The sequence below is a fragment of the Roseateles sp. P1_C1_2 genome (assembly GCF_056406535.1).
In genome coordinates this window covers 112853-139587 of sequence record NZ_JBFUAB010000017.1, presented here as the reverse complement: position 1 = coordinate 139587, position 26735 = coordinate 112853, and the positions used below count along the sequence as shown (strand labels likewise).

The 26735-nt window shown below is 68.4% G+C and carries 32 protein-coding genes; 12 read left to right on the top strand and 20 right to left on the bottom strand.

The window, feature by feature from the left end; translation table 11 throughout:
* The first annotated feature begins 5 nt into the window (after positions 1–5).
* Genes cobO through AC1D2H_RS18105 form a run of 5 tightly spaced genes read left to right on the top strand, consistent with a single transcriptional unit; the run spans position 6 to position 4237 of the window.
* Positions 6–575 (top strand): cob(I)yrinic acid a,c-diamide adenosyltransferase, encoded by a 570-nt coding sequence (cobO, locus tag AC1D2H_RS18125; RefSeq protein WP_478011936.1) that lies wholly within the window; start codon positions 6–8, stop codon positions 573–575.
* Complete coding sequence (locus AC1D2H_RS18120; RefSeq protein ID WP_478011935.1) at positions 575–919, top strand: DUF1636 family protein; 345 nt, start codon at positions 575–577, stop codon at positions 917–919. Before cobO ends, AC1D2H_RS18120 begins: the two co-directional genes overlap by 1 nt.
* Positions 916–1827 carry an adenosylcobinamide-phosphate synthase CbiB gene (gene cbiB, locus AC1D2H_RS18115; protein WP_478011934.1) on the top strand — a complete coding sequence of 304 codons (912 nt, stop codon included), beginning with the start codon at positions 916–918 and terminating at the stop codon, positions 1825–1827. The genes AC1D2H_RS18120 and cbiB overlap by 4 nt, the downstream gene beginning before the upstream one ends.
* Positions 1824–2798, top strand: coding sequence for an aminotransferase class I/II-fold pyridoxal phosphate-dependent enzyme (locus tag AC1D2H_RS18110; protein WP_478011933.1), 975 nt, complete (start codon positions 1824–1826; stop codon positions 2796–2798). Before cbiB ends, AC1D2H_RS18110 begins: the two co-directional genes overlap by 4 nt.
* Positions 2795–4237 carry a cobyric acid synthase gene (locus AC1D2H_RS18105; RefSeq protein WP_477934525.1) on the top strand — a complete coding sequence of 481 codons (1443 nt, stop codon included), beginning with the start codon at positions 2795–2797 and terminating at the stop codon, positions 4235–4237. Before AC1D2H_RS18110 ends, AC1D2H_RS18105 begins: the two co-directional genes overlap by 4 nt.
* Here the strand turns inward: AC1D2H_RS18105 and AC1D2H_RS18100 are convergent.
* Positions 4234–5094 (bottom strand): OmpA family protein, encoded by an 861-nt coding sequence (locus tag AC1D2H_RS18100; RefSeq protein WP_477934523.1) that lies wholly within the window; start codon positions 5092–5094, stop codon positions 4234–4236. The genes AC1D2H_RS18105 and AC1D2H_RS18100 overlap by 4 nt on opposite strands.
* A 111-nt stretch (positions 5095–5205) precedes the next feature.
* On the opposite strand from AC1D2H_RS18100, the gene AC1D2H_RS18095 reads away from it, so the two are divergent.
* Positions 5206–6213, top strand: a complete 1008-nt coding sequence (locus AC1D2H_RS18095; RefSeq protein WP_478011932.1) for a S1/P1 nuclease — start codon at positions 5206–5208, stop codon at positions 6211–6213.
* On the opposite strand, the gene AC1D2H_RS18090 is transcribed toward AC1D2H_RS18095, so the two are convergent.
* From AC1D2H_RS18090 to hisF, 6 genes are all read right to left on the bottom strand, one after another.
* Positions 6210–7544, bottom strand: coding sequence for a DUF1501 domain-containing protein (locus AC1D2H_RS18090; RefSeq protein ID WP_478011931.1), 1335 nt, complete (start codon positions 7542–7544; stop codon positions 6210–6212). The two genes, AC1D2H_RS18095 and AC1D2H_RS18090, sit on opposite strands and share 4 nt — an antisense overlap.
* Positions 7541–9277, bottom strand: a complete 1737-nt coding sequence (locus tag AC1D2H_RS18085) for a DUF1800 domain-containing protein (protein WP_478011930.1) — start codon at positions 9275–9277, stop codon at positions 7541–7543. The genes AC1D2H_RS18090 and AC1D2H_RS18085 overlap by 4 nt, the downstream gene beginning before the upstream one ends.
* Positions 9278–9354: 77 nt before the next feature.
* Positions 9355–9612: a YfhL family 4Fe-4S dicluster ferredoxin gene (locus AC1D2H_RS18080; protein ID WP_477935747.1), complete on the bottom strand. Its 258-nt coding sequence runs from the start codon at positions 9610–9612 to the stop codon at positions 9355–9357.
* 2 nt (positions 9613–9614) lie between these two features.
* The gene (gene coaD / locus AC1D2H_RS18075) at positions 9615–10115 is read right to left on the bottom strand and encodes a pantetheine-phosphate adenylyltransferase (protein WP_477935748.1); all 501 of its coding nucleotides are present in this window, start codon (positions 10113–10115) and stop codon (positions 9615–9617) included.
* Entirely contained in the window at positions 10112–10660 is a 549-nt protein-coding gene (rsmD, locus tag AC1D2H_RS18070) for a 16S rRNA (guanine(966)-N(2))-methyltransferase RsmD (RefSeq protein WP_478011929.1), read from the bottom strand. The genes coaD and rsmD overlap by 4 nt, the downstream gene beginning before the upstream one ends.
* Positions 10661–11422: an imidazole glycerol phosphate synthase subunit HisF gene (gene hisF / locus AC1D2H_RS18065; RefSeq protein ID WP_478011928.1), complete on the bottom strand. Its 762-nt coding sequence runs from the start codon at positions 11420–11422 to the stop codon at positions 10661–10663.
* A 111-nt stretch (positions 11423–11533) separates the two neighbouring features.
* On the opposite strand from hisF, the gene AC1D2H_RS18060 reads away from it, so the two are divergent.
* Positions 11534–12139 carry a CHRD domain-containing protein gene (locus AC1D2H_RS18060; RefSeq protein ID WP_478011927.1) on the top strand — a complete coding sequence of 202 codons (606 nt, stop codon included), beginning with the start codon at positions 11534–11536 and terminating at the stop codon, positions 12137–12139.
* Between the two features lie 3 nt (positions 12140–12142).
* On the opposite strand, the gene hisA is transcribed toward AC1D2H_RS18060, so the two are convergent.
* The 7 genes from hisA to AC1D2H_RS18025 are packed head-to-tail and all read right to left on the bottom strand — an operon-like array spanning position 12143 to position 16822.
* A complete protein-coding gene (gene hisA, locus AC1D2H_RS18055) occupies positions 12143–12892 on the bottom strand; it encodes a 1-(5-phosphoribosyl)-5-[(5-phosphoribosylamino)methylideneamino]imidazole-4-carboxamide isomerase (protein ID WP_477935756.1) in 750 nt (249 codons plus the stop codon).
* Positions 12893–12952: 60 nt separating this feature from the next.
* The gene (hisH, locus tag AC1D2H_RS18050; protein WP_478011926.1) at positions 12953–13600 is read right to left on the bottom strand and encodes an imidazole glycerol phosphate synthase subunit HisH; all 648 of its coding nucleotides are present in this window, start codon (positions 13598–13600) and stop codon (positions 12953–12955) included.
* Complete coding sequence (gene hisB / locus AC1D2H_RS18045; RefSeq protein WP_477935759.1) at positions 13597–14193, bottom strand: imidazoleglycerol-phosphate dehydratase HisB; 597 nt, start codon at positions 14191–14193, stop codon at positions 13597–13599. The genes hisH and hisB overlap by 4 nt, the downstream gene beginning before the upstream one ends.
* Positions 14190–15269, bottom strand: a complete 1080-nt coding sequence (gene hisC / locus AC1D2H_RS18040; RefSeq protein ID WP_478011925.1) for a histidinol-phosphate transaminase — start codon at positions 15267–15269, stop codon at positions 14190–14192. Before hisC ends, hisB begins: the two co-directional genes overlap by 4 nt.
* Entirely contained in the window at positions 15266–15694 is a 429-nt protein-coding gene (locus tag AC1D2H_RS18035) for a PIN domain-containing protein (protein WP_477935763.1), read from the bottom strand. Before AC1D2H_RS18035 ends, hisC begins: the two co-directional genes overlap by 4 nt.
* Complete coding sequence (locus tag AC1D2H_RS18030; protein ID WP_477935765.1) at positions 15691–15912, bottom strand: CopG family transcriptional regulator; 222 nt, start codon at positions 15910–15912, stop codon at positions 15691–15693. Before AC1D2H_RS18030 ends, AC1D2H_RS18035 begins: the two co-directional genes overlap by 4 nt.
* Positions 15913–15970: 58 nt before the next feature.
* Positions 15971–16822 (bottom strand): substrate-binding periplasmic protein, encoded by an 852-nt coding sequence (locus AC1D2H_RS18025; RefSeq protein ID WP_478011924.1) that lies wholly within the window; start codon positions 16820–16822, stop codon positions 15971–15973.
* An 88-nt stretch (positions 16823–16910) separates the two neighbouring features.
* Here AC1D2H_RS18025 and AC1D2H_RS18020 point away from each other — a divergent pair, with 88 nt between their 5' ends.
* Positions 16911–18227, top strand: coding sequence for a GNAT family N-acetyltransferase (locus tag AC1D2H_RS18020; protein ID WP_478011923.1), 1317 nt, complete (start codon positions 16911–16913; stop codon positions 18225–18227).
* A 3-nt stretch (positions 18228–18230) separates the two neighbouring features.
* Here AC1D2H_RS18020 and hisD read toward each other — a convergent pair whose 3' ends face one another.
* The 6 genes from hisD to AC1D2H_RS17990 all read right to left on the bottom strand — a co-directional run bounded on the left by hisD (position 18231) and on the right by AC1D2H_RS17990 (position 24024).
* Positions 18231–19538: a histidinol dehydrogenase gene (gene hisD / locus AC1D2H_RS18015; RefSeq protein ID WP_477935770.1), complete on the bottom strand. Its 1308-nt coding sequence runs from the start codon at positions 19536–19538 to the stop codon at positions 18231–18233.
* On the bottom strand, positions 19535–20203 hold the full coding sequence (hisG, locus tag AC1D2H_RS18010; protein WP_477935772.1) for an ATP phosphoribosyltransferase: 669 nt from the start codon (positions 20201–20203) through the stop codon (positions 19535–19537). The genes hisD and hisG overlap by 4 nt, the downstream gene beginning before the upstream one ends.
* On the bottom strand, positions 20200–20442 hold the full coding sequence (locus AC1D2H_RS18005) for a BolA family protein (protein WP_056193694.1): 243 nt from the start codon (positions 20440–20442) through the stop codon (positions 20200–20202). The genes hisG and AC1D2H_RS18005 overlap by 4 nt, the downstream gene beginning before the upstream one ends.
* A gap of 184 nt (positions 20443–20626) precedes the next feature.
* A complete protein-coding gene (locus tag AC1D2H_RS18000) occupies positions 20627–22201 on the bottom strand; it encodes an outer membrane protein assembly factor BamB family protein (RefSeq protein WP_478011922.1) in 1575 nt (524 codons plus the stop codon).
* A gap of 150 nt (positions 22202–22351) precedes the next feature.
* Positions 22352–23107, bottom strand: coding sequence for an ABC transporter permease (locus tag AC1D2H_RS17995; RefSeq protein ID WP_477935776.1), 756 nt, complete (start codon positions 23105–23107; stop codon positions 22352–22354).
* On the bottom strand, positions 23104–24024 hold the full coding sequence (locus AC1D2H_RS17990; protein WP_477935778.1) for an ABC transporter ATP-binding protein: 921 nt from the start codon (positions 24022–24024) through the stop codon (positions 23104–23106). The genes AC1D2H_RS17995 and AC1D2H_RS17990 overlap by 4 nt, the downstream gene beginning before the upstream one ends.
* Positions 24025–24085: 61 nt before the next feature.
* Here AC1D2H_RS17990 and AC1D2H_RS17985 point away from each other — a divergent pair, with 61 nt between their 5' ends.
* The 4 genes from AC1D2H_RS17985 (at position 24086) to AC1D2H_RS17970 (ending at position 26615) form a co-directional block, all read left to right on the top strand.
* Complete coding sequence (locus AC1D2H_RS17985; protein ID WP_477935780.1) at positions 24086–24739, top strand: TetR/AcrR family transcriptional regulator; 654 nt, start codon at positions 24086–24088, stop codon at positions 24737–24739.
* Between the two features lie 10 nt (positions 24740–24749).
* The gene (locus AC1D2H_RS17980) at positions 24750–25523 is read left to right on the top strand and encodes a hypothetical protein (protein ID WP_478011921.1); all 774 of its coding nucleotides are present in this window, start codon (positions 24750–24752) and stop codon (positions 25521–25523) included.
* 204 nt (positions 25524–25727) lie between these two features.
* The gene (locus AC1D2H_RS17975) at positions 25728–26069 is read left to right on the top strand and encodes a hypothetical protein (protein WP_477935783.1); all 342 of its coding nucleotides are present in this window, start codon (positions 25728–25730) and stop codon (positions 26067–26069) included.
* A gap of 192 nt (positions 26070–26261) precedes the next feature.
* Positions 26262–26615, top strand: a complete 354-nt coding sequence (locus tag AC1D2H_RS17970) for a hypothetical protein (RefSeq protein ID WP_478011920.1) — start codon at positions 26262–26264, stop codon at positions 26613–26615.
* Positions 26616–26735 lie beyond the last annotated feature (120 nt).

The following is a 26735-nucleotide window of genomic DNA, read 5'->3' as shown; positions in this document are numbered from 1 at the left end:
CTGACATGGAAATCGAACAACCGCCGGTGAATCGCGAGCGCGCCATCCCCAGCGGCGAACGCCGCGGCCTCGTCATCGTCCACACCGGCGACGGCAAGGGCAAGAGCACCGCCGCCTTCGGCCTCGCGCTGCGGTCGCATGGCCGCGGCAAGCCGGTGCGCATCTACCAATTCATGAAGGTGCCCAGCGCCCGCTTCGGCGAGCACCGCGTCTTCGAGCAGCTGGGCGTGCCCATCGAGGGCCTGGGCGACGGTTTCTCGTGGAAGAGCAAGGACCTGGAGCATTCCGCCGAGCTGGCCCGCGAAGGCTGGGGCCGGGCCGAATCGGTCATCCGAGCGGGCGACCATTTCCTCGTCGTGCTGGACGAGATCATGTACCCGCTGCGCTATGGCTGGCTGGCGCTGGAGGCGGTGCTGGCCTGCCTGCGCGAGCGCCCGCCGCATGTGCACGTCGTGCTGACGGGGCGCGGCGCGCCGGCCGAGCTCATCGAGCTGGCCGACACCGTCACCGAGATGACGATGATCAAGCACCACTACAAGGCCGGCGTGCCGGCCCAGCGAGGCATCGAAGACTGATGAGCAGCGCCCTCGTCATCTGCACCACCTGCGCCGACGGGCAGGGCCAGGCCCTGCTGGAGGCCGTCGAGAACGCGGCGCTGGCGCGCGACTGGCCGCTGCCCATCCACGGCCAGGCCTGCATGGCGGCCTGCAAGCAGAGCTGCACGGCGGCCCTGCAGGGCGCCGGCAAGCACAGCTATCTGTTCGGGCAGCTCGCGCCCGACGCGGCCAGCGTTGACGCGCTGCTGGCCGTGGCGGCCCAACATGCCGAGCCCGGCAACGGCCTGCTGGCCTGGGACCGCCGGCCCGAGCGGCTCAAGAGCGGCCTGGTGGCTCGCCTGCCGCCGCTAGGTGGTTCATGAACCTGCTGCTGCCGCTGGCCATGGGTATCGCCCTGCTGGTAGACCGGCTGGGCGAGCCCCCGGCCTGGGCTCATCCTGTCGTCGGCATGGGGCGCTACCTCGGCCTGTTCAGGCTGACCAGGCTGCCACCGGTCCTGGGCTTCATCGCTGGCGCATTGGCCTGGCTTGTCGGCGTTGCGCTGGTCGCCTTCATCGCGCTGTGGCTGGAGGGCTGGGTGCTGCTCCTGCTGCAGCCCTGGAACTCGCCGCTGCGCCTCGTCGGCGCCGCGGTGCTGATCGGCCTGTTGTTGAAACCGCTGCTGGCCTGGCGCATGCTGGCCGACGAGGCCATCGCCGTGGAGACCGCATTGAACGAATCGCTGCACGCCGGCCGCACACGTCTGTCGCACCTCGTCAGCCGCGACACCTCGGCGCTGAGCGAGACCGAGGTGCGCGAGGCCGCCGTCGAGACCCTGGCCGAGAACCTCAACGATTCGGTCATCGCGCCGCTGTTCTGGTTCGCCATCGCCGGCCTGCCGGGCGCGGCGATCTACCGCTTTGCGAACACGGCGGACGCGATGTGGGGCTACCGCGACGAGCGCGAGTGGTGCGGCAAATGGGCGGCGCGGGCAGACGATCTGCTGTCCTGGCTGCCGGCGCGGCTGACGGCCCTGGTGCTGATGCCGCCGTCTTTTGGCCGGCTGCCGCGCGAAGCTCGGCGCACACCCTCGCCCAACAGCGGCTGGCCGATGGCAGCGATGGCGCTGCGGCTGGGCCGGCGGCTGTCCAAGCCCGATGTCTATGCGCTGAATGCCGAAGGCGCGCCGGTGCAGGCCGGCGACCTGCATGCCGCCCGCGCCGTGGCTCAGCAGGCCGTCATCGTCGGCGCCGTGCTGATCGCCGCGCTCGCCTGGGCGCTGAGGGCATGAGGGAAGTGCTGCTGCCGGAGCATGGCGGGCCGGACGACGGCCCGCCGGCCGAACATGACTTCTCGACCAACGCCAGCCCCATGGGCCCACCGCCGACGTTGATGAGTGCCGTGCAGGCCGCCAACCGCCAGGCCTACCCCGATCCGAACTATCGCGCGCTGCGCCGCCACCTCGGTGATGCCGAGTTGATCCTGCCCACGGCCGGTGGCGCCGAGGGCATACGCCGGCTGACGCTGGCGGCGATGCTCTCCGGTCGCCGCGAGGTCTGGGTGCCGCAACCCGGCTTTGGCGACTACGCCCTCGCCGCTCAAGCGCTGGGCCTGGCTGTGAAGGCCTATGCCGCGCCCGCTGACATCCAACCCACGGCGCCGGCCCTGGTCTGGATCTGCGAACCCTGCAACCCGACCGGCGCCACCGTCGCGTCATGGCCCGCGCTCGACGCCCTGGTCGTGGTCGACCGTGCCTACGAGCCGCTGCGCCTGCACGGCGAAGCCAGCACGCTGCCGCCCGGCGCCTGGCAGCTCATCTGCCCCAACAAGGCCCTGGGCCTGACCGGCGTGCGGGCCGGCTATCTCGTTGCGCCCATGGCCGACGACGTCTGGGCCCATGCGCTGTCGCTCGCGCCGAGCTGGGTGCTGTCCGCCGAAGGCGTGGCCATGCTGATGCACTGGCACAGCGACGACACGCAGGCCTGGCTGGCCCAAGCTCGCACTCAGCTGCGTGAATGGACGGCACAGCAGCGCGCGATGCTGGCCGACCTGGACTGGCTCCAGGAGCCCAGTTGCACCCACTTCTGGCTGGCCCGCCCACCACGGCCGGACTACGCGCTGCGCCTGCGTGAACGCGGCATCCGCGTGCGCGATGCGGCCTCCTTCGGCCTGCCCGGCTGGGTGCGCGTGTCGGCCCAGCCTCCGGCCGCCCAGCAGGACCTGCAGCAGGCCCTGCTTGAAATCGAAAGCGAAGACTCATGAGCAGTAAAGCGGTGATGGTGCTCGGCACGACGAGCGGCGCGGGCAAGAGCTGGCTGGCCACGGCGCTGTGCCGCTGGTATGCCCGCCAGGGGCTCAAGGTCGCGCCGTTCAAGGCGCAGAACATGAGCAACAACGCGCGTGTCGTGCCCGGCGTGAATGGGTTGATGGGCGAGATCGGCAGCGCCCAGTACTTCCAGGCCCTGGCCGCGAATCGCGTGCCCGAGGTGCGCATGAACCCGGTGCTGCTCAAGCCCGAGGCCGACACGCAGAGCCAGGTCGTCGTGCTCGGCGAGGTGGACCCGGCCATGGCCAACATCCCCTGGCGCGAACGCAGCGCCTTGCTCAAGCCGCGCGCCCGCGCCGCCCTGCACGAGTTGATGCGCGAGAACGATGTGGTCGTCATCGAGGGCGCGGGCTCGCCGGCCGAGATCAACCTGGCGCCCAGCGACTACGTCAATCTCGGCACCGCACGCGACGCCAACGCCGCGTGCCTGCTCGTCACCGACATCGACCGCGGCGGCGCCTTCGCCCATCTCTACGGCACCCACCAGCTGATGCCCGAGGACGTGCGCAGGCTGGTGCGCGGCTTCGTGCTGAACCGTTTCCGCGGCGACGCCGGCCTGCTGTCGCCCGGGCCCGAGCAGCTCGAAGCCCTGACCGGCGTGCCCACCATCGCCACGCTGCCGATGTGGCGCGGCCACGGCCTGCCGGAAGAAGACGGCGTGTTCGACGACTCGACGACCGGCAGCGGCCTGCGCATCGCCGTCGTCGCCTACCCGCGCATCTCCAACCTCGACGAATTCCAGCCGTTGCGCCAGCTGCCCGGCGTGCGCCTGAGCTGGGCGCGCGAACCCAAGGATCTGCAAGGCGTGGACTGGATCATCCTGCCCGGCTCCAAGTCCACTGCGGCCGACCTGGCCTGGCTGCGTGCGCAAAAGCTCGACGCCGCCATCAACAGCCACCGCGGCCGGGTGCTCGGCATCTGCGGCGGCCTGCAGATGCTGGGCGAGGCGCTGATCGACCCACACGGCCTGGACGGCAATGCACCGGGCCTGGGCCTGCTGCCATTGGTGACCGTCTTCGAGCCCGAAAAGCTGCTGCGCAGTGCCGAGTTCAGCTTCTCCACTTCGCTGGATGGCGGCTGGCAGGCCCTGTCCGGCGTACAGGCCGGCGGCTATGAGATCCGCCACGGCCGCACCCAGCCCCATGCCGGCCTGCCGCCGCCCCGCGTGGCCCTGCGCAACGCGGCCGGCGAGGCCGTCGGCTGGCAGGCCGGCCAGGTGCTGGGCGTCTATGCCCACGGCCTCTTCGAGCAGCCCGCCGTGCTCAAGGCCCTGTTCGGTCAGCCGGGCCGGTCGCTGGATGCCGTCTTCGACGGCCTGGCGGATTTCGTCGACCTGCACTTCCAGCCGGGCAGGCTGGCAGGCCTGATCGCTTAAGGCTTCTTGACGAGCTCCACGCGCCGGTTCTTGGCGCGGCCTTCCTCGCTGCGGTTGTCGGCAATCGGCCGCTCCGCGCCCAGGCCCGCGGCGCTGAGACGGGCGGCCGCAATGCCGCCCGCCGCCACGGCATTCATCACGCTCCTGGCGCGCTGCTCCGACAGGCTCTTGTTGGCCGCGGCCGAGCCGACGTTGTCGGTGTGGCCTTCGACGGCGATCTTCAGCGCCGGCGCCGCCTTCAGCATGGCGACGATCTCGCGCACCGTGGCCTGGCCGTCGGGCTTGAGCTCTGCCTTGCCGGTGTCGAAGTTGATGTACAGCGCGATGAAGCCGTTCTTGTTGATCTCGTCGAGCATCTTGTTGGCCGTGACCACCTGCTGCATCGCCGCCACCTCGACGACGGTGAGCTTGTAGCTCTGCGTCGGCGCGCTGAAGATGCCGGGCTCCACCAGCACCCACACCTCCTTGCCACCGGCGTTCACACGCAAGGTCGTCTCGCCGCCATCGCCGTCCTTGGGCAGGCGCTCATAGACCACTTCGCCGCCTATGCCCTTGATCGCGTTCTGGTAGTTGCGGATCAGCTGCAAGGCGCTGGGCTGGCGGTCGCCGTCGTTGTGGAAGTAGAGGATGTCCGTCATGTCGCCCTCGACGCGCTTGCGTGTCGGGTTGCCATCGGCGCCGCGGGCCACGGCGAAGTCCGCGCCGTTGAAGTTCCTGGCGTATTCGACGATGTGGGAATTCGGGTAGCGCGTCAGCAGCGGGTGGTCCTTGCTGCGCGCCACGTCGGCCGGCTGGGCCCAGGCGAAGTTCAGGCACAAGAGGAACAGGCCGAAGAGGCGGGCAAGCTGAAGTCTCATGGCGGATCTCCTGACTCGACGGAGGTGGGCGGGTTGATGCTACCCGGCGGCGCGGCTGTGCCCATCGCCAACAGGGCAAGATTGCGGGTTTGATCGACAGAAGAATCCCGCATGCGCCGCCTGCTCGCCACCGCCCTGCTCGCCCTGCCCCTGGCTGCCCACGCCTGGGGCTCCGAGGGCCACCAGACCGTCGCCACCCTCGCCGCCGGCCTCATCAAGGGCAGCCCGGCCGAGGCCCGCGTCCTCAAGCTGCTGGGCGACATGTCGTTGGCCCAGGCCTCGATCTGGGCCGACTGCGTGAAGGGCATCTCGCCCAGCCAGGGCTACACCTACCCCTCGCCCGGCAAGTTCCCTGCCTGCGCCCAGCTCGAGACGCCGGTGCGCATCGCCGAGATGGCCGACTATGTGAAGCGCAATGACCGCCAGTGCAAGATCGGCCTCGACGAGGACAGCTGCCACAAGCAGACCCATTACGCCGACGTCGCCGTGCAACGCGGCCACTATCTGCCGGACGTGACGGGGGCTCGCCCCGATGACGTGGTCGGCGCCCTGCGTGCGGCCATCCGCGTGCTGCAGGGCGAGCCCTCGCGCGGCCAGCCCAACTTCAAGAGCCGGCGCGAGGCCCTGCTGGTGCTCGTGCATCTGGTGGGCGACATCCATCAGCCCCTGCACGTCGGCAGCCTCTACCTGGACGCTCAGGGCCGGCGTGTCGACCCCGACCAACGGGGCCTCGATCGCGCCAGTTTCACCATCGGTGGCAACAGCTTTGTGCTGGCGCCGACAGGCCCCTTCGCGCCGAAGAATCTCCATGCCCTGTGGGACAGCGTGCCCGAGGCGTTCAGGCCCCAGCACGTCGATGCCGCCTGGCTGGCCGAGGCGCGCCGGGTGCCGCGGGACCCGGGCGATCCGCTGGGCTGGCCGGCACGCTGGGGCAGCCAGTCGATGGAACTGACGAAGGTCGCCTTCGATGGCCTCGGCGTCTCGCCCCGGCAGGGCGAGAACTGGAATGTCAGCCTGCCCGACGGCTACGCAGCCAAGGCCGATGCGATCAAGCGCCAGCAGCTCACGCAGGCTGGCGCCCGGCTGGCCTTCGTGCTGAAGGCGGTGTTTCCGAACTAGGCCCAGCCGGCCAGGCGATCGAAGCCGCTGCCATGCGGCCACACGGCCGCCAGCGTCGTCGCATCGGCGCCGAACCAGCGCGCCAGCTCGGTGCCGAGCTGGTCGGTCGCCGTCGTCGGTAGCCACACGCCCTGGCCGACGTCGTCGGGGCCATTGATCGTCAGGTCGGGCATGCGGCCCAGCAGCTTGCCCCCATTTGACCCACGCGCCGCGCCGCCGACCACGAAGTGGTGGCTGCCCCAGCCATGGTCGGTGCCGGCGCCGTTGCTCGTCAGATTGCGGCCGAAGTCGCTGGCGCTGAAGAGGGTCACGCTGTCGGACAAGCCCTGGGCGGCCATGGCGGCGTTGAAGGCGGTGACGGCACCGTCGATCTCGGTGAAGTTCTCGTTCTGGCGCTGCAACTGGTCGTCGCCATGGGTGTCGAAGCCGCCAATGGACGTGAAGAAGCATTGGCGCGACAGGCCGAGCGCACTGCGCGCCGCGATGAGCTTGGCGGCCATGCCGAGCTGGCGACCCAGGCCGGTATCCGGGAAGGCGGTCGTGACGCTGCTGCTGGCCAGGGCGCCGGCCAGCGTGCGCTGCACCTCCAGGCTGCGGCTCATCATGTTGAGCCAGGTCTGCTCGAAGGGGTGGCTGCGCGCCTCGGCCAGCGTGGCGGCGACGGCAGCCGACAGCGGGTCACTGCCGGCCTTGGCATTGGGGTTGTAGAAGTCGAAGCCAAAGCGGCCCGAGGCCGACACCCGATAGGGCGTCAGCGCCTTGTCGCCGGCTTCCCAGATGTTGCCGCCGGACAGGCTGAGGGCCGCGTAGCCCCGATTCGTCTGGCCCTCGGCCACGGCCCGCTCCAGCAGCCGCCCGCCCCAGCCATTGCGCGGCGGCGCCTCGACGACGCCGCTCTGCCAGGCGCCCTGCTGGTCGCTGTGCGAGAACAGGTTGTAGGGCAAGGGCACGCTGCGTGCGTCCCACTGAGCCTTGGTCGTCGGCACCAGCAGCGGACCGATGTTGGCGATGACGCTGGCCTGGCCGCCGTTGACCAGGCCTTGCAGGCCGGCAAAGGCCGGGTGCAGGCCCAGGCCCGTCGCGTTGGAGAGGGTCAGCGGCCTCAGCGTGGCGCTGTCCAGCGCCAGGTTGGGCCGGGCGCGCTGGTAGGCGGCATAGCGCGCATCGGTCGGCACCAGCAGGTTGTTGCCGTCGTTGCCGCCGAACATGAAGACGCAGACCAGGGCGYGGTAGTCGCCCGCGGCTGGTGCCGTCTGGGCCAGGGCGCGCATCTGGGCCCAGGGGTTGAGCGCCGCGGCCGCGCCCAGTTGGAGCAGGTGGCGGCGCTTCATCGTTGGATGACGTGGTCGGGGCTGAGGGCGGTCACGATCAGGGCAGCCTTGACCTTGTCGGTCTTGCCTTTGATCGCACCAACGAGGGTGTTGAGGCGCTCGCGCGTGCTGGCGCTCATGCCGAGGTTGAAGAACAGCAGGTCGAGGCGGTCGATCAGCGCCGCGGCGTCGAGGGCCGCGAGGCTGGCGAGATCGAGCTTGAGGCGGTGCTCCTCGGGCCAGCCATAGCCGCCGCCTTCGACGAGGTCGGCGAAGAAGTTCAGCGAACCGGCCACGGCCGCCTCGCCGCTGATCTGGAACTCGGGCGCCACCCAGCCCTGCGCCGCGATAGGCCCGGCGGGGCGGTAAGCGGGCGAATAGAAATTGAAGACGGAGGGCGCCAGCAACGGGCTCTGGCCGAGGGCATCGTCGCTGCTGTCGAGGTACTGGATGCGGTTGAGGCCGCTGGCGCTCCTGGCCCCCAGGCCACGCAGCATGTTGGCGAAGCGGATGACGGGCTCGCGCTGCTTGGCGACGTTGGCGGCGGGGCTGACGCCGCGCGCCTCGGCGTCCATCAGCACGGCCCGCACGACCGCCTTCAGATTGCCGCGCACGCCCGCGCCGTCGTTGACGAAGACGGCGGCGACGCGGCCCACATAGGCCGCGCTGGGATTGCTCGTCACCAGGCGCTGGATGAGCTGCTTGCTGAAGAAGGGCGGCACATTGGGGTGCTGGAAGATGGCGTCCAGCGCGTCCTTCATGTCCTGCTCGGGCGTCTGGCCGCCAGTCAGCGTCTTGCCGTCCAGCAGCAGCTTGTCACTCGGCGAGTGGTAGTTGGCCCAGGCCTTCATCGGCACCGTCCACAGCGCCTCGATGTTGTCGTCGTGGTTGTGGAACTGCGAGTTCTTGCTGTTGTCCAGCCCACCGAAGCTCCAGCCGCTGAAGGCCTTGGCAAAGCCCTTGACGACGGCCTCGTCATAGGTGGGCTGGCTCTTGCCTGCCGAGTCGAGCTTGGGGGTGCCGTCGGCATTGAGCTGGATGAGGCCGATGGAGAAGAGCTGCAGCACCTCGCGCGCGAAGTTCTCGTTGGGGTGGGTGCCCTTGCTCGCGTTCTCCTTCTCGCTCTCCAGCATGTTGAGGTAGTAGCCCATGGCAGGGTGCAGGGCCACATCCTGCAGCAGCGTGCGCCAGTTGCCGAAGGCGTTGCGGTTGAGCATGTCCAGATAGCTGCTCATGGCCGCGGGGCGGATGTCGGGCGCGATATTGCTGATGACGAAGATCTGCAGCAGGGCCCAGGTGACCCGCGCACGCAGCTGGTCCTCGCCGGTCAGCCATTGCTGCCAGATGGCCTCGTAGCTCATCTCCTCGCTGATCCGCGGCTTCTCGCCGGCGGGCTGGTCGCGGCCGCGCTGGGCGTTCAGATAGTCCAGGTGCAGGGCCGCGGGCCTGGCGAACTGCGCGGTCAGCCAGGCGTCGAAACCCTGGGCGACAAGGGCATCGACTTGGGGCCCGCCGGTGGCGCCGAAGCTCGCCTGGCTCAGGAAGCGGGCGGCGTCGCGCCGGCTGGGTGGCGGCGCGGGCGGTGCGCCCGGCGCGGGGTCGGGCGTGGCCGGCGTGGCGGTTCCGGGACCACCGCCACCGCCTCCGCCGCAGGCGGCCAGCAACGCTGCTGCCGCCAGGGCCGCCGAAGCCGTGCCCGCGCTCGGATCAGGCGGCGCCTGCTCAAGCTCCGTTGTATCTGCGTTGTTGTCCACCACGCTGCCTCCTGCGTCGCGGTGCGACTCTAGGCAGGCACGCCGCTTGCCGGCGTGAGCAATCGTGAGAGATGTTGCTAGGCCGCGGCCGTGCCCGTCAGGCGCTGGTACTTCTGCATCAGCGCCTCACGGCTCTCGATGTGGGCGGGGTTGATCGGGATGCAGGCGACGGGGCAGAGCATCACGCACTGCGGCTCGTCGAAATGGCCGACGCACTCGGTGCATTTGCTCGGCTCGATCTTGTAGAACTCTTCGCCCATCGAGATGGCGTTGTTCGGGCAGGCGGGTTCGCAGACGTCGCAGTTGATGCACTCATCAGTAATCATCAAGGCCATCGTCACTCCCCTTTCTTGCAGCGCTCATTCAAGCGCGCGAGAACTCCGGGCGACACGAACTCCGCCACCTCGCCGCCCAGCGTCGCGATCTCGCGCACGAAGGTGCTGGACGTGTACTGGTGATGTTCGCCGGGCGTCAGGAAGATGGTCTCGACCTCGGGCATGAGCTTGCGGTTCATGCCGGCCATCTGGAACTCGTACTCGAAGTCGCCGCCCGTGCGCAGGCCGCGCACGACAACGCGGCCGGCGTGGGTACGCACGAAATCGCGCAGCAGGCCGTCGAAGGCGATGACCTCGACATTGCCCAGCGGTGCCGCCACCTCCTGGGCCATGGCCAGGCGCTCCTCGAGCGTGAACAGGGTCTTCTTGTGGTGGCCGACAGCCACCGCCAGCACCAGGCGCTCGAACATGCCGGCGGCGCGGCGCATCAGGTCTTCGTGGCCCAGCGTGATGGGATCGAAGGTGCCTGGGTAGATGGCCGTGATGGTGATGCGCGAGGTCATGAGGTCGGATTGTCCTCGCGCCGCAGCAATTGGTAGTGCACGGCGCCGGCACGCCCCTGGCGCCAGGCGGTGAATCCGGCCGGTGCGGCGATCTCGTGGGGCGACTCGACATAGATCAGTCCGTCCTCCGCCAGCAGCGGCTGCGCAGCGGCCAGCGCGCGGTCGAACAGATCGTCCGCGAACGGCGGGTCCAGAAAGATCAGGTCGAAGCGGTCGGCGCTGGCCGTCATCCAGTTCAGCGCATTGGCGCGGTGGATGGTGATGGCCGTGGCCTGAAGGCGCTTCTGGCTGGCGCGCAGCCCGTCCACCAACGCGGCCTCGCGCTCGATCATCACCACCGCAAGCGCCCCTCGCGAGGCGGCCTCGAACCCCAGCGCGCCGCTGCCGGCGAAGGCGTCCAGCACGCGCCAGCCGTCCAGCGTCTGACCCAGCCAGTTGAAGAGGGTTTCACGGATGCGGTCGGCGGTGGGGCGCAGGCCCGGCAGGTCGGGAACCGGCAGCTTGGAGCGCTTCCACTGCCCGCCAATGATGCGAATTTCACCCATCTATTGCCGAACGGGGATGCCGCGAGCCGCCATCAGCGCCTTGGCCTCGCCCACCGTGTGCTCGCCGAAATGGAAGATGCTGGCAGCCAGCACCGCGTCGGCGCCGCCCTTGGTGATGCCGTCGGCCAGGTCTTCCAGCGAGCCGACGCCGCCCGAGGCGATGACGGGCACGGGCACGGCGTCGGACACGGCGCGGGTCAATTCGAGGTCGAAGCCACTCTTGGTGCCGTCACGATCCATGCTGGTCAGCAGGATCTCGCCGGCGCCGAACTCGGCCATCTTGCGGGCCCACTCGACGGCGTCCAGGCCGACGTTCTTGCGGCCGCCATGGGTGTAGACGTCCCAACCCGAACCATCGGCACGGCGCTTGGCGTCGATGGCGACGACGATGCACTGGGCGCCGTATCGGTCGCTGGCAGCACGGATCAGCTCGGGGTCGGCCACGGCCGCGGAGTTGAAGCTGACCTTGTCGGCACCCGCGTTCAGGAGGCGCCGCACGTCGGCCACGGCGCGCACGCCGCCGCCTACCGTCAACGGGATGAAGACCCGGCTGGCCACGGCTTCGATGATGGGCAGGATGAGATCGCGGCCATCGCTCGTCGCCGTGATGTCGAGGAAGGTCAGCTCGTCGGCGCCCTGCTCGTTGTAGCGGGCGGCGATGTCCACCGGGTCGCCCGCGTCACGCAGGCCGACGAAGTTGACGCCCTTGACCACGCGGCCGGCAGTGACGTCGAGGCAGGGAATGATTCGTTTGGCGAGCATGGGAGGGGGACGGAAAACCAGCCTGGATTATTCCTTTCCTGATTAGGTCTTCGCAGGGGCCGTGAAGCATCGCCCAATCGCGGCTGCTCAACCCACCCCACGGAGACGACGATGAGACTGACCGCCCTTGCCCTGCTCGCCGCAACGCTAGCCTTCGGCGCCACCATGGCCTCTGCGCACACCGTGACCTATGTCGGCACCTTGAGCAACCTCGGCGAGCCTGCCGCAGCCGCCAGCTCACTGGGTACCGGCACGGTCAGCGTGGCCTTCGACGACGACACCTTCTCGATGACGGTCAATGTGCTCTTCAGCAACCTGACCGGCAATGTGACGGCCAGCCATATCCATTGCTGCACGGCGGCGGTCGGCGCGGGCTCGGCCGGTGTCGCGACACCGGTACCGAGCTTCCCGGGCTTTCCGTCGGGCGCGGGCGTCACGTCGGGCAGCTATTCGCACACCTTCGACATGACCCAGGCATCGAGCTGGAACCCGGCCTTCATCACCGCCAACGGCGGTACGGTCTCGAGCGCCTTTGCCGCCTTCGCCACCGGCCTGGCCGACGGCAAGGCCTATCTGAACATCCACTCCACACTGTCGGCAGGCGGCGAGGTCAGGACCTTCCTGGTGCCGTCTCCCGTGCCGGAACCCGAAAGCTATGCGCTGATGCTGGCCGGCATGGGCGTGCTGGCACTGGTGGCTCGCCGCCGCAGGAGCTGAAACTCAGCCCGCCGCCGCGATCAACTCGTCCGCCCGCACCTGGGCGGCCGTGAAGTCCAGCGCGCCGGTGTAGATGGAGCGACCGCAGATGACGCCTTCGACGCCGTCGCCCATGACGGCGCACAGGCGTTCGATGTCGGCGATGTCCGAGAGGCCGCCCGAGGCAATCACCGGGATGGTGAGGGCCTGGGCCAGCTTGACCGTGGCCTCGATGTTGATGCCGGTCAGCATGCCGTCGCGGCCGATGTCGGTGTAGATGACGCCTTCGATGCCGTAGTCCTCGAACTTGCGCGCCAGGTCGATGACCTCATGGCCCGTGAGCTTGCTCCAGCCGTCGGTGGCAACCTTGCCGTCCTTGGCGTCCAGGCCCACGATGATGTGGCCGCCGAAGGCGCTGCAGGCGTCCTTCAGGAAGCCGGGGTTCTTGACCGCGGCCGTGCCGATGATGACGTAGGAGAGGCCGTCGTCCAGGTAGCGCTCGATGGTGTCGAGGTCACGGATGCCGCCGCCGAGCTGGATGGGGATCTCGTCCCCGATCTCCTTGATGATGGCCTTGATGGCCGGCTCGTTGACCGGCTTGCCCGCGAAGGCGCCGTTCAGGTCCACCAGGTGCAGCCGCCGCGCGCCGGCGTCGAGCCAGCGGCGCGCCATGGCGGCGGGGTCTTCGCCGAAGGTGGTGGAGTCGTTCATGTCGCCTTGCTTGAGGCGGACACAGCGACCGTCTTTCAGGTCGATGGCAGGGATCAGCAGCATGGCCGGGGGCTGAGGGGCTGGAGGGGGAGGAAGGCGGAGGACGAGAAAGTGCAGACCCGTTCAGGGTTTCCAGTGCAGGAAGTTGCGATAGAGGGCGAGGCCCAGCGCGGCACTTTTCTCGGGGTGGAATTGGGTCGCAAAAATGTTATCCCGGGCCACCGCGCAGGTAAAGCGAGTGCCATAGTCGGTCTCGCCGGCGCTGTGCTGCGGCAACGCGGTGGTCGCGTAGAAGCTATGGACGAAGTAGAACCAGCTCTCGTCCGGAATGCCATCCCACACCGGGTGGGCACGCGGCTGGTGCACGCGGTTCCAGCCCATCTGGGGCACCTTGAAGCGGCTGCCGTCCTCCTGCAGCCGGCCTTCCAGCCGGAAGCGCTGCACGCGCCCCGGGATCAGGCCCAGGCCGGGGGTGTCCTGCTCCTCGCTGTGGTCCAGCAGCATCTGCATGCCGACGCAGACGCCCAGCAGCGGCTTGGTGGCGGCGGCCTCCAGCACGGCTTCCTTGACGCCCGAATCGGCCAATTCGCGCATGCAGTCGCGCATGGCGCCCTGGCCGGGCAGCACGACACGTTCGGCGGCGCGCACCACGGCGGGGTCGCAGGTGATGGCGACTTCGAAACCCTGGCCTTGGGCCGCATGGATGACGGCCTGGGACACCGAGCGCAGATTGCCCATGCCGTAATCGACGACGGCGACGGTTCGCGTCACAGCGATCCCTTGGTCGACGGGATGACACCCGCCGAGCGCGGGTCAGGCGTCGTCGCCATGCGCAGCGCGCGGCCGAAGGCCTTGAACATGGTCTCGGCCTGGTGGTGGGCGTTGTGGCCCTTCAGGTTGTCGATATGGACCGTGGCCAGCGCGGCGTTGGCGAAGCCCTGGAAGAACTCGAACGTGAGCTGGGTGTCGAAGGCGCCGATGCTGCCGGCCGTGAACTTGACGTCCATGTGCAGGCCCGGGCGGCCCGACAGGTCGATGACGACGCGCGACAGGGCCTCGTCCAGCGGCACATAGCTGTGGCCGTAGCGGGTCAGGCCGGCCTTGTCACCGACGGCCTTGGCAACCGCCAGGCCCAGCGTGATGCCGACGTCTTCCACCGTGTGATGGCCGTCGATGTGCAGATCGCCCTCGCAGGCGATGTCCAGGTCGATCAGGCCGTGGCGGGCGATCTGGTCGAGCATGTGGTCGAAGAAGCCGATGCCGGTCTGCAGCTTGGACTGGCCCGTGCCGTCGAGGTTGATGCGCGCGGTGATGCGCGTCTCGCGGGTGTTGCGGGTGACTTCGGCGATGCGAGGGGCGTTCATAGACAGCTCGGGAGTTCAGCCAGCAGGCGGGTGTTTTCGTCGGGCGTTCCGACCGTGAGGCGCACACAGTTCGCGAGCAGCGGGTGCATGGCCGAGACGTTCTTGATCAGCACGCCCCGGGCCTTCAGTGCCGCGAAGGTGGCGGCCGCGTCCTGCACCCTCGCAAGGATCATATTGCCCTGGCTTGGCCATGGCGTGACACCGGGCATGGCCTGCAAGGCGCTGTAAAGGCGTTCGCGCTGCTGGCGCAGCTCGGCGGCTTGCGCGGCGTAGACGTCGGCATGCTCGAGCGCGAAGAAGGCGGCCTCGGCGTTCAGCACGCTGATGTTGTAGGGCGGGCGCAGCTTCTCGACCTGCTCGACCAGCTCGGGCGCGCCCAGCAGATAGCCGATGCGCACGCCGGCCAGGCCAAACTTGCTCATGGTGCGCATGACCAGCACGTTCTTCTGGCGGGCCATCAGCGCCAGGCTGTCGGCGCTGGCGAAGGGCTGGTAGGCCTCATCCATGACAACCAGGCCCGGCGCGGCCTGGGCGATGCGCTCGATGACGGCGGCGTCCCACAGCGTGGCGGTCGGGTTGTTGGGATAGGCCAGGTAGATCAGCGCCGGCTGGTGCTTCTCGATGGCCGCCAGCATGGCCACCTCGTCCAGCTCGAAGTCGTCGGCGCGCAGCGGCACGCCAATGAAGTCCAACCGTTGCTGGCGCGCCAGCGCCTCGTACATGACGAAACCGGGCAAGGGGGCCAGCACCGTCGCGCCGGGTTTGGCGACGGCGATGGTCAGCAGGCCGATCAGCTCGTCCGACCCATTGCCCAGGGTGACACCCACGTCGTCACCCACGCCGGCATGACGGGCCAGGGCCCGCGCCAGTTCGGCGGTGCGCTCGGCCGGGTAGCGGTTCAGCGCCAAGGCACCGAGGCGTGCGCCCAGGGCCTGCTGCAGCTCGGGCGGCAGGCGGTAGGGGTTCTCCATCGCGTCCAGCTTCAGCAGGCCGGTGCTGGGCTGCACGGCATAGGCGTGGGCGGCGCGCACGTCGGGGCGGATCTGGGCGAGGGCTTGGTCCAGCGAAGTGGTCATGGCGCGGTGACGAGAGGGTTGAGGACCTGCACGCTGTCGTAGACGGCGTCATGCGGCAGGGCGAGGCTGAGCAGGCGGGTGCAGCCCTGGGCCTTGGCGCTGGCGACGATGAGGGCGTCGGCAAACGGCAGGCCGAAGCGGCTTTCCAGCGACCAGGCGGATTCGACCGTCGCCTGGTCGACGCCCCAGGGCCGCCAATGCTGGTAGCGGCGCACCTCGGCGCGCACATCGCCCTGGGGCATGGGCGGGCTGATCTGGCGTGTGGCCAGCAGGTAGAAGTCGTTCAGCACCTGCACCGACACGCGGCCGGTGCGGGCGGCCCACAGCGACCGCAGCCAGGCCAGCACCTGCTCGCGCTCGGCGGGGCGGGCGCCGTCCTCGCTGAAGAGCAGGACCGAGGTGTCGACGAAGACAGGATCCTTCATCCCAGCACCTGTCTGCCGGGATAGGGATGCCCGTCCGAGGCCCAGGCGCGCTCACGATGCAGCCAGTCCTGCAAGGCGCGTTCATAGGCATCGTCATGCTGCATCTTCTCGGCCAGCAGTTCGCCGAGCAGGCGGGAGACGCTGGTGTTGCGTCGCGCCGCCTCCAGCCGGGCCCATTCGGCCACGGCGTCGTCCATAGACACGGTGACGTTCTTCATGAGCCGGAGATTACACGAAGTTCGTGTTGCACGAACTTCGTGTCCAAATAACCCGCACTTAAGGCCGATACCAGAGCTCGGGCTTGTCGAGTGGCGTCTGCGACGGCATCAGTGGGTTGCGCAGCTCGATGATCCGCCGCGAGCCGAGCTTGGCGCGGGCCAGGTCTTCGCCGTGGTGTTTCATGAAGAGGCTCTCGAAGGCGCCGCTGGCGCGCAGGCGCTTCAGGCCCAGCTCGATGGCGGCGGCCAGCTCGGGCTCCTCGAAGGCGACGAAGTAATAGATGGCGGCCGGATAGTGCAGGCAGATGTTGGGCACGACGCTCAGGCCCTGGCCGTAGCGCTCCAGCTCCCACCAGACCTCCTCCACGGAGCGCGGGAAGGCGTCGGCGCGCCCCAGGCGCAGCTGCTTGAACATCGCGTCGTAGCTGGGCGACACGATGACGTTGAGGCCGTTGGCCTGCAGGATGCCCGTGTCGGGCCATTCCAGGCCCTGCACCATGGAGAAGCGCCGCAGCTCGTCGAGCGTCTGCACTTCGCCCATGCGTGAGGCCACCTCGGCCGAAGCCAGCAACAGCCGCCAGCCGTACAGGCCCTTGAAGATGGGCACGCGGACGGGCTGGGCCTGCTGCTCGCGCTCGACCGAGGTCATGGTCCAGAGCACATCCAGCTGGCGGTGCCGGCCCAGCTCCTGCAGCGCGCGGTTCTGCGGAATCAACCCGGCCGTGGGATTCAGCGTGACCGGCATGCCGGCTGCGGCCAGGGCCTGCTCCAGCAGCACGGCGGCATAGCTGTGCTCCGTCTCGGCCTTGGGCGAGACATGCGGAATGCGCAGGCGGCGCGGCGCGCCATGGGCGGCGGCAAGCGGCACGGCGCCCGAAGACAGCAGGAGATCGCGGCGACGCAGAGGCATGCGTCAGCGTAGCCGAATCGACACTGCCGATCCAATCCTGAGATGCCGCCTGCGTTAGCCTTTGCATCCCGTCGCCACCCCTTCATCGATGCCTTTGTCACCTCTCGCCAAGAAGCCCCTGCAAGCCACCGTCGCCAAGCTCAAGCGCACCGGCCGCGCCCTCGGCAAGCTCAAGCCCCAGCAGGTCAATCCCGTCCAGGCCCTGCAGGACATCAAGGCCCGGCGCGTCGCACGGCGCACAGCCTCCGGCCTGCAGCTGGTGCTGGCCGACCGCGTCGACTTCCTGAACCCCGTGCACTGGGACGCGCTGGCCGCCCAGACGATCTTCCTGTCCCGCGACTATCTGCGCGTGCTGGAGCAGCATGCGCCAGACAACGTCGAGCCGCGCTATGCCATGGCCTATGCCGATGGCGTGCCGGTGGCGGCCCTGTTGCTGCAGCGCGTGGCCGTGGGCGGCGCCCAGTTGCGCAAGCCCGGCAGCAAGAAAAAACTGGTCGATGCTCCCATGGCCGGGCTCAAGGAACATCTGCTGGTCTGCGGCAATCTGCTCGTCTGGGGTGCGCGCGCCATGGCGCTGGCGCCGCACGCCGATGAGGGCCAGCTCTGGCATGCGGTCTGCGAAGCCATCTACCGGCTGCGCCGCGCCGACAAGCTGGATGGCCAGTCCGACTTCGCGTTGATCAAGGATCTCGGCATGGCCCTCGCAGAAGTCCCGCCGGCGCTGCGCCTGCTGGGCTATCGCAGCGTCGAGACCGAGCCCGACATGGTGCTGACGCTGCGCCCCGAATGGCGCAGCTGGGACGACTACCTGGCCAGCATGACCTCGGGCTATCGCAGCGCCGCCAAGAAGCTCATCAAGGACTGCGCCGGCGCGGGACTGACGTTGCGGCTGGCGACCGCCGAGGAGATGCTGGCGCGCGCCGACGAGCTGCACGCCCTTTACGGCCAGGTACACCAGGCCCAGGGCCTGCGGCTGGCGACGCTGTCACCGCACTACCTGCCAGCGATGGCGAAGGCGCTGGGCACGCGCTTCCGCTGCCGCGTCGCCGAAACGGCCGATGGCCGCTGGCTGGGCTTCGTGACCAGCGTGCATGACGGTGCCACGGCGCTGGGCTACTACATCGGCTACGACCGCGCTGCCAATGTCGATGCGCCCATCTATCTGACGCTGCTGCAGTCCACCGTGCAGGACGCCATCGCCTTCGGCTCGACGCGGCTGAGCCTGGGGCGCACGGCACTGGAGCCCAAGGCCAAGATGGGCTGCAAGCCCGAGCCGCTGAGCTGCGCGGTGCGGCACCGCGTGTCGGCGCTGAACTGGATCACCACCGCCCTGACCAAGACGGCCGAACACGACGAGCCGCCGGAGCGCAGCCCGTTCAAGGCTGCGCCGAGCGAGTCGTCCTGAGAGTCATTTCAAGCGCATCTCGGCCGCACGTGCATGGGCCTGCAGGCCCTCGCCGTGAGCCAATTCGCTGGCGATACGGCCCAGGGCCTGCGCGCCCTCGGCGCTGACTTCGATAAGGCTGCTGCGCTTCTGGAAGTCGTAGACCCCCAGCGGCGACGAGAAGCGTGCGGTGCCGGCCGTGGGCAGCACATGGTTGGGGCCGGCGCAGTAGTCGCCGAGCGATTCGCTGGTGTAGGCCCCCATGAAGATGGCACCGGCATGGCGCAGCAGCGGCTCCCAGCGCTGCGGTTCGGCGGCGCTGATCTCCAGGTGCTCGGGTGCGATGGCGTTGCTGATCTCGCAGGCCTCTTCCATCGAGCGCGTCAGGATCAACGCGCCGCGGCCGGCCAGCGAGGCGCGGATGACGGCCTCGCGCGGCATCTCTTCGACAAGACGCTCCATGCTGGCGCTGACGGCATCCAGGAAGGCAGCGTCCGGGCTGAGCAAGATGCTCTGGGCCAGCTCGTCATGCTCGGCCTGGCTGAACAGGTCCATGGCCACCCAGTCGGGCGGCGTCGTGCCATCGGCAATGACGAGGATCTCGCTGGGGCCGGCAATCATGTCGATGCCGACCTGGCCAAACACATGCTTCTTGGCCGAGGCGACGTAGGCGTTGCCCGGGCCGGTGATCTTGTCGACGCGCGGGATGGTGGCCGTGCCGTAGGCCAGGGCCGCGACCGCCTGCGCGCCGCCGATGGTGAACACGCGGTGCACGCCGGCCACGGCCGCAGCAGCCAGTACCAGCGGGTTGCGCACGCCGTCAGGCGTTGGCACGACCATGATGATCTCGCCAACGCCCGCGACCTGTGCGGGGATGGCGTTCATCAGCACACTGCTCGGATAGGCCGCCTTGCCGCCCGGCACATAGATGCCGACGCGGTCCAGCGGCGTGACCTTCTGGCCGAGCAGGTTGCCGTCCTCGTCGCGGTAGCTCCAGCTGCGCCCGCAGGCCTCCATCTGGCGCTCGTGATAGGCCCGCACGCGCTTGGCGGCGGCCTGCAACGCGGTGGCCTGGGCCGGCGTGATCGAGGCCAGCGCGGCCTGCAAATCCGCCTGCGTGATCTCCAGCGCGGCGACCTTGTCGGCCGTCACGCGGTCGAAGCGCGCGGTGTAGTCCAGCACGGCAGCATCACCCCGCTCGCGCACATCGGCCAGGATCTCGGCGACGCGGGCTTCGATGGCGGCATCGTCCGCGGCCGACCAGAAGCGCAGGCGCTCGAACTCGGTCGCGAAGTCGGCATCAGCCGTGGAGAGTTGGCGAACGAGTTTCATGCGATGGCCGAGGCAAAGGCGTCGATCAGCGGACGCAGCGCGTCGCGCTTGAGCTTGAGTGCGGCCTGGTTGACGACGAGGCGGGACGAGATGTCCATGATCTGCTCGACCTCGACGAGCTTGTTCGCCCGCAGCGTGCCGCCGGTGGAGACCAGGTCGACGATGGCCTCGGCCAGCCCCGTCAGCGGGGCCAGCTCCATGGAGCCGTAGAGCTTGATGAGGTCGACGTGCACGCCCTTGTCGGCGAAATGCTGGCGGGCGATCTCGGTGTATTTGGTGGCGACGCGGATGCGCGAGCCCTGCTTGACGGCCGCGGCGTAGTCGAAGTCGGCGCGCGTGGCCACGCTCATGCGGCAGCGGGCGATCTTCAGGTCCAGCGGCTGGTAGAGGCCATGCGAGCCGCCCTGGGCCAGGGCCTGCTCATGCAGCACGTCGCGGCCGGCCACGCCGAGGTCGGCGCCGCCGTATTGCACATAGGTCGGCACATCGCTGGCACGCACCAGCACCACGCGCACGCCGTCTCGGTTGGTCGGCAGGATGAGCTTGCGCGAGGTCTCGGGGTCTTCCAGCACCTCGATGCCGGCGGCGCGCAGCAGCGGCAAGGTCTCTTCGAAGATGCGGCCCTTGGAGAGCGCGAGGGTCAGGCCGCGGTCAACGGCGCTCATTGGGCGCTCCACTCTTCGGGGCTGAGCGTCTTCATCGACAGCGCATGGATCTGCTCGCGCATGCGCTCGCCCAGGGCCGCGTAGACACGCTGGTGGCGCTTGATGCGCGAGAGGCCGTTGAACTCGTCCGACACGATGGTGGCGAAGAAGTGGCGGCCGTCGCCCTCGACTTCCAGATGCGCGCAGGGCAGGCCTGCGGCAATGAAATCGCGCACTTCTTGCGGGGTCGGGTCGGCCATCACGGGTCCTTGGGAGAAACCCGGGATTTTAGAGAGGGTTCGCGCGGCGCCCTTCGGCGCTGCGCAAAGCACCCTTTAGAGAGGGTTCGCGCGGCGCCCTTCGGCGCTGCGCAAAGCACCCTTTAGGGAGGGTTCGCGCTGCCCTCTTCGGGCATGCGCAAAGCACCCGTCAGAAACGCCGGCCTCACTGCAGATTGAAGGCCCGCATGCCGCCGTCGAAGTGCCTCTGGACATACAGAGCACCGTTGGGCGACAACGTCATGGGGCCGCCGCCGTTGTCCCGCCAGACTTCCTTGCGCGTCGTCAGGTCGACGGCAAGGGTCCGCCAGAAGTTGGACACGAAGGCGTGCTTGCCGCTGACCACCAGCCCACCCTCGAAGTCACCCAGCCCCGACTCGCCGCTCATCCACGTCCACAGCACTTCTCCGGTGTCCGGTGAACGGGCTTCCAGCCAGGAGCCGTTGACGATGTAGATGGCGTCGTTCCCGACCACGGCATGGCTGCTGAAACGCGAGCCGACCACATTCCACAGCACGCTGCGCTTCACGGTGTCGAAGGCGATCAGCCGGGAAACGAAGGGAGTCCCGCTCCAGGGGGACCACAAGGCGAAGTAGACGCGGCCATTGGGGCCCAGCACGGGCGCCTGCTGCAGAGACGGCGGCACATAGCCTTCGCTGGGTGCTGCGATCCAGAAGAGCCGCACCCCTGTGTCCCGGTCGAAAACCTGCAGGCTGGGCTGCTGGATGAAAAAGCCTGCCTGCTGATAGATGTAGACATGGCGGTCATCCACCGCCGGTGAACAAAGCGGGTTGCCGCCAATCCCGTCCAGACTCGCCGTCCACTCCTTCGTCAGCGTCTTCGCATCGAAGCGGCTCATCGAGTAGGCGGACTCGCATAGGTAGACCTTGCCGTCGCGAACGACTGGGTTGGCGCTTGTCGACACACGGTCTCTCAACTGGACCTGAGCCAGCGGCTGGCCCGACGTGACGTCGAAGCTGCGCAAGGTGCTGACGGCGGGAGACTCGCGCGAGGTGGTGATCATGAACACGCGATCTCCGGCCCAGGTGGGGCCAGTGACTGGCGCGTCCTCAAAATTGCGCTGCCAGGTCTGCGTGCCGTCGCGCTCGCTGTACGCCGTCAGCGTCGTCCAGCCCGTGACAAACAGCTGGCCGCCGCCCGCAGCCGAAGGCAGGGTGGCAAAGGCATTCGCATTGCTCCAGCGCCTGTTGAAGCGGGAGGGGTCGAGCACGGCGCTCGACAGGGCGTTGTGACCGGCGCTGCCGAAGTGGTTGCTCGAGTCCGGCAGGGGAGCCAGCACATGCGCATCCGTCTCGGGCCGCACCGTGAAGCTGTAGCTCAGGTTCCAGGGGGAACCGGCGACGGGCCTGGCGCAGGTGCGGGGGTCGTCCAGACAGGCGCGCACGACGATGGCGCCCTTGTGCACGCCGGCACCCAGGGTCGGCGCCACCTTGAGCGTGGCCTTGAACGTCGTGCTGCTGGTTTGCATGATCTGCGCGTCGGGCTGCAACACGCCGGTCGCGTCGACCACACCGACATTGACCTGGCTGCCCGGGTCCGGCAGCACGCCCCCAGCGGTTGCGGCAACCTCGAAGGTCGGCCCTTCGCCTTGGTAGAAGCTCGCTTCGAGCGTCCCCGGCGTGAAAGCCAATTGCATGCCTTGCGGCGCTGGCGTCGACCCCGAGCCGCCACCGCCGCAGCCGACCAACACCAGGCCCAGCAGGGCATATCCAAGCTTCAATCCCACAGTCCTCCCTCGCGCGCCGGCAGCGTCATGCGGTGCCGAGTCAGCGCTGATCTTTTTGGTGAATCCGAAATCGTAGGGGCGGCAGCCCGGCGAAATGGCCGCGGCGCACCGATACGGGGGCCCCTCAGTCGAGGGTCTCGCCCCTCATGACCTGATCTTGTAGCCCCGCTTCAGCAGCGACAAGGCCAGTCCGGCGGTGACCGCGAAGCTCACGCCGACGACGCCCAGGCTCAGCCACGGCGACACATCGCTGACCCCGAAAAAGCCGCGACGGAAGCCGTCGATCATGTAGAAGAAGGGGTTCAGGTGGCTGATGCCCTGCCAGAAGCCGGGCAGCGAATGCACCGAGTAGAAGACGCCCGACAGGAACGTCATCGGCATGATGATGAAGTTCTGGAAGGCCGCGAGCTGATCGAACTTCTCGGCCCAGAGGCCGGCGATGAGCCCAAGCGTGCCCATCAGGCCGGCGCCCAGCACCGTGAAGGTCAGCACCCACAGGACGTTGTCCAGGCCCGGCGGCGCGAACCAGGCCGTCACCAGCAGCACGCCCGCCCCCACCGCCAGGCCGCGCACGACGGCGGCGCCCACGTAGGCGACGAACCAGGCCGAAGGCGACAGCGGCGTCAGCAGCAGGAAGATCAGGTTGCCGGTGATCTTGCTCTGGATCAGGCTGGACGAGCTGTTGGCGAAGGCGTTCTGCAGCACGCTCATCATCACCAGGCCGGGGATCAGGAACTGCGTGTAGCCGACGCTGTCGTAGACCTTCACATGGTCTTCCAGCGTGTGGCCGAAGACGAGCAGGTACATGACGGCCGTCAGCACCGGGGCGCAGACGGTCTGGAAGGCAACCTTCCAGAAGCGCAGCACTTCCTTCTTGAAGAGGGTGGAGGCGCCATTCATGCGTGTTCTCCCTGCATGATTTCAAGGAACACGTCTTCGAGGTCGGCACGGCCGATCTCCAGGTCTTCGACGGGCACGCCCGCGGCGCGCAGCGCGGCCAGCGTGGTCTCGACCTCGGCGGCGTCATGCGCCGTCACCTGCACGATGCGGCCCGTCACCCGGGCGCGCGCCGCAATGTCCGGCGGTAGCGCCGCATCGGTCTTGAAGCGCAGCATCGTCGATGCGGTGCCGGCCAGCAGCTGCGAGGTGCGGTCCAGCGCGACGATGCGGCCGTTCTTCAGCATGCCGATGCGCTGGCACAGGGCCTCGGCTTCTTCGAGGTAGTGCGTCGTCAGCAGCACCGTGTGGCCTTCCTTGTTGAGGCGGGCGATGAACTGCCACAACGTCTGGCGCAACTCGACGTCGACACCGGCGGTGGGCTCGTCCAGCACGATGACGGGCGGGCGGTGCACGAGGGCCTGAGCCACCAGCACGCGGCGCTTCATGCCACCCGACAGCTGGCGCATGTTGGCGTTGGCCTTGTCGGTCAGGCCCAGGTTGTGCAGCAGCTCGTCGATCCAGTCGTCGTTGCCATGCACGCCGAAATAGCCGCTCTGGATGCGCAGCGACTCGCGCACGCTGAAGAAGGGGTCGAACACCAGTTCCTGCGGCACCACGCCCAGGGCCTTGCGGGCAGCGGCGTAGTCGTCGACAACATCGTGGCCCATCACGCGCACACGGCCCTCGGTGGCCTTGGCCAGGCCGGCCAGCACGCTGATCAGCGTCGTCTTGCCGGCGCCGTTGGGCCCCAGCAGGCCGAAGAATTCACCGCAGTGGATGTCGAAGCTGACGCCGTCCAGCGCCTTCACCTGCCCTCCCCGGTATGTTTTCTTGACGTTCTCGAAGGAGATGGCGGGCGGGGAGGCTGAATTCGGCATGGGGCGCGATTCTAAAAGTCGTCCCTATTTCGGTGCTGATCGCTGCCAGAATGCCCTGAGCATGCCGACCCCCAAACGCCCCCGCCGCACCGCCGAACGCATCCTGGAGGTCACCCTGGAGCTCTTCAACAGCTTCGGTGAGCCCAATGTGTCGACGACGCTGATCTCGGCCGAACTGAAGATCAGCCCGGGCAATCTCTACTACCACTACCCGGCCAAGGACGAGCTCGTCAATGCGCTGTTCGGCCGCTACGAGGCCGAGCTCAACGAGTTGCTGGCCGCCGCCGACAACGTGCGCAATGTGGAGGACGCCTGGCTGTTCTTCCACATGCTGTTCGAGCTGATCTGGAAGCACCGCTTCCTCTACCGCGACCTGAACGACCTGCTGTTCAAGAACCGCCGACTGGAGACGCACTTCCAGACGCTGCTCGCAGGCAAGGAGCAGGCCATGCGCCATGTGCTGTCGGGCCTGCACCTGGGCGGCGCGCTGAAGATGGACCTGCGCGAAGCCGCGCCGACGGCCAACGCCATGGTCGTCGTCGTCAGCTACTGGCTGAGCTACGAATACGTGCGCGACCCGCGCCGTGCACTGGAGCCCGACCGCGCGGGCGCCGCACTGATGCGCGGCGCCTTCCACGCGCTGAGCCTGCTGCTACCCTACCTTGAGCCCGCATCCAAGGATCATCTGTTCAAGCTCGCCGGCAACTACCAATAGGAGACAAGCCATGGCCAAGTGGACCGCCTTTCCCTACGACAACAGCGCCTTCGTCTACACGGCGGCCACGCTGAAGAAGCACTGGGCCAGGCTGCATGCCGGCGATGCCGAACCCTTCCCCAAGGACGCCGCCGTCGTGCAGGCCTGGATCCATTTCCACGCCGGTGAATTCCAGGCTGCCTATGACGCGGGCCTGGCCGCCGGTGGCGCCGGCATCACGGTCGCCAACAAGGCCCAGGGCATCTACGCCAACTACCTCGAGAAGAAGGAGAAGGTGAAGCTGGAGATGTTCCTGGAGATCGCCGAGCGTGCCGAAGCGCAGCAAGGCGAGGAGCCCAAGAATCCCAACGCTTACTACTGGCAGGCCTATGCGATCGGTCGCTACGGCCAGGGCATCAGCGTCGCCAAGGCGCTGGCCCAGGGCCTGGGCAGCAAGGTCAAGAACGCGCTCGAAACCACCATCGAGCTCGCACCCAAGCATGCCGACGCCCACATCGCGCTGGGCGCCTTCCACGCCGAGGTCATCGACAAGGTCGGCAAGCTGCTGGGCCGCACCCAGGGTGCCGACACGGCCACCGGCCTGAAGATGTTCGAGCAGGCCATCAAGCTCAACCCGACCAGCGCCATCGCGATGATCGAGCGCGCCAACGGCCTCGTCATGCTGGAGGGCGACAAGCGCATGAAGGAAGCCGAAAAGCTGTACGCCGACGCGGCCGGCTGCGACGCGATGGACGCAATGGAGCTGCTCGACATCGAGCTCGCGAAGGAAGAACTCGAGGAGTGAGCGCGGACCGAGGACAGGACCTGCGTCCTGTCCGACGCCTCGCGAACGCCCGCTTCTTTGCAAAGAAGCGGGCATAAGTCACGATGCCGACAACCGGTCGTGAACTCCGTCACAACCCGATCTCCCGCGCCTCCGGGGGTGCAAGTCAGCGCACGGCGGCGTAAGCTTCGTCTCCATCAGCCACCCCCCAAACGAGACCGCACCATGAAGTTCCTGATCCCCGCTTTCGCTGCCGTCACCGTCTTTGCCGCCCAGGCCGCCAACAACGCGACCCCCGAGCAAGCCGAGCTGCGCGCCGAGTGCGCCAAGAGCTACACCGACACCAGCAGCATCGGCACGCCGGTCTCGTCCAACGAATACCAGTTCGTCTACGCCAACGGCAAGTACAAGGGCGAAGCCAAGCCCGGCAAGCTGCTGGCTTGCACCGAAGGCCAGTACGCCGCCTACCTGGACAAGGCCGATCCGGCCAAGGTGATGGCTGCCTACCCGACCGCCGCCGGCCGCCCGACCGCGCCCAAGAAGAAGGCCGAACCCTTCCGTCTGTGATTCGCTCGTGAATCGCTGCTGATCGTTTAGACCCTTCGGCAAAACAAGGCGCTCTTCGGAGCGCCTTTTGTTTTTTGCGGCGTGTCCCCCGACAAGCTGCGGGCCGCTGAGAACGGGGGGCACAGCATGCGTGCATTTGCGGCCGGCTAGGCGTAATCTCCCACCACTGCCTCTGGCAGTTTGGAGGTCGCCATGAGAACCCTCGCAGCCGCAATTGCCGCTCTGGTGTCTGCCCTCCCCGCCTTTGCCGACACGCCTGCCGACTACGCGCAGGCGACGTTGCGCGAAGGCTGCGCGCAGAGCTACGCCAGCTACAGCGCCTACTACCCGACCGGCAGCCCCGCCCCGGCGTTCAGCGGTGAACGCTACAAGGGCGACAACCGCTACTACAACAACGCCCAGCCCTGCGACGAAGCGCAGTACGCCGCCTACCTCGAGAAGGCGGACCCGGCCACGGTGACGATGGCCTACCCGACCGGGGCCGGCAAGAAGGCCAAGGCGAAGAAGCCCGGCGCCGCGGCGTCTGGGCCCGCGAAGGCCAAGTGAGTTTGCCCCCCGGGCCGAGCGCCGGGCCGCTCCCTAGCCGGCCCGCCACGGCGATGTGCGTGTCGGTCGATCCGACACGCATCGCCGTCACCTCGGGGGACCGGCCAAGGTACTCCTTGG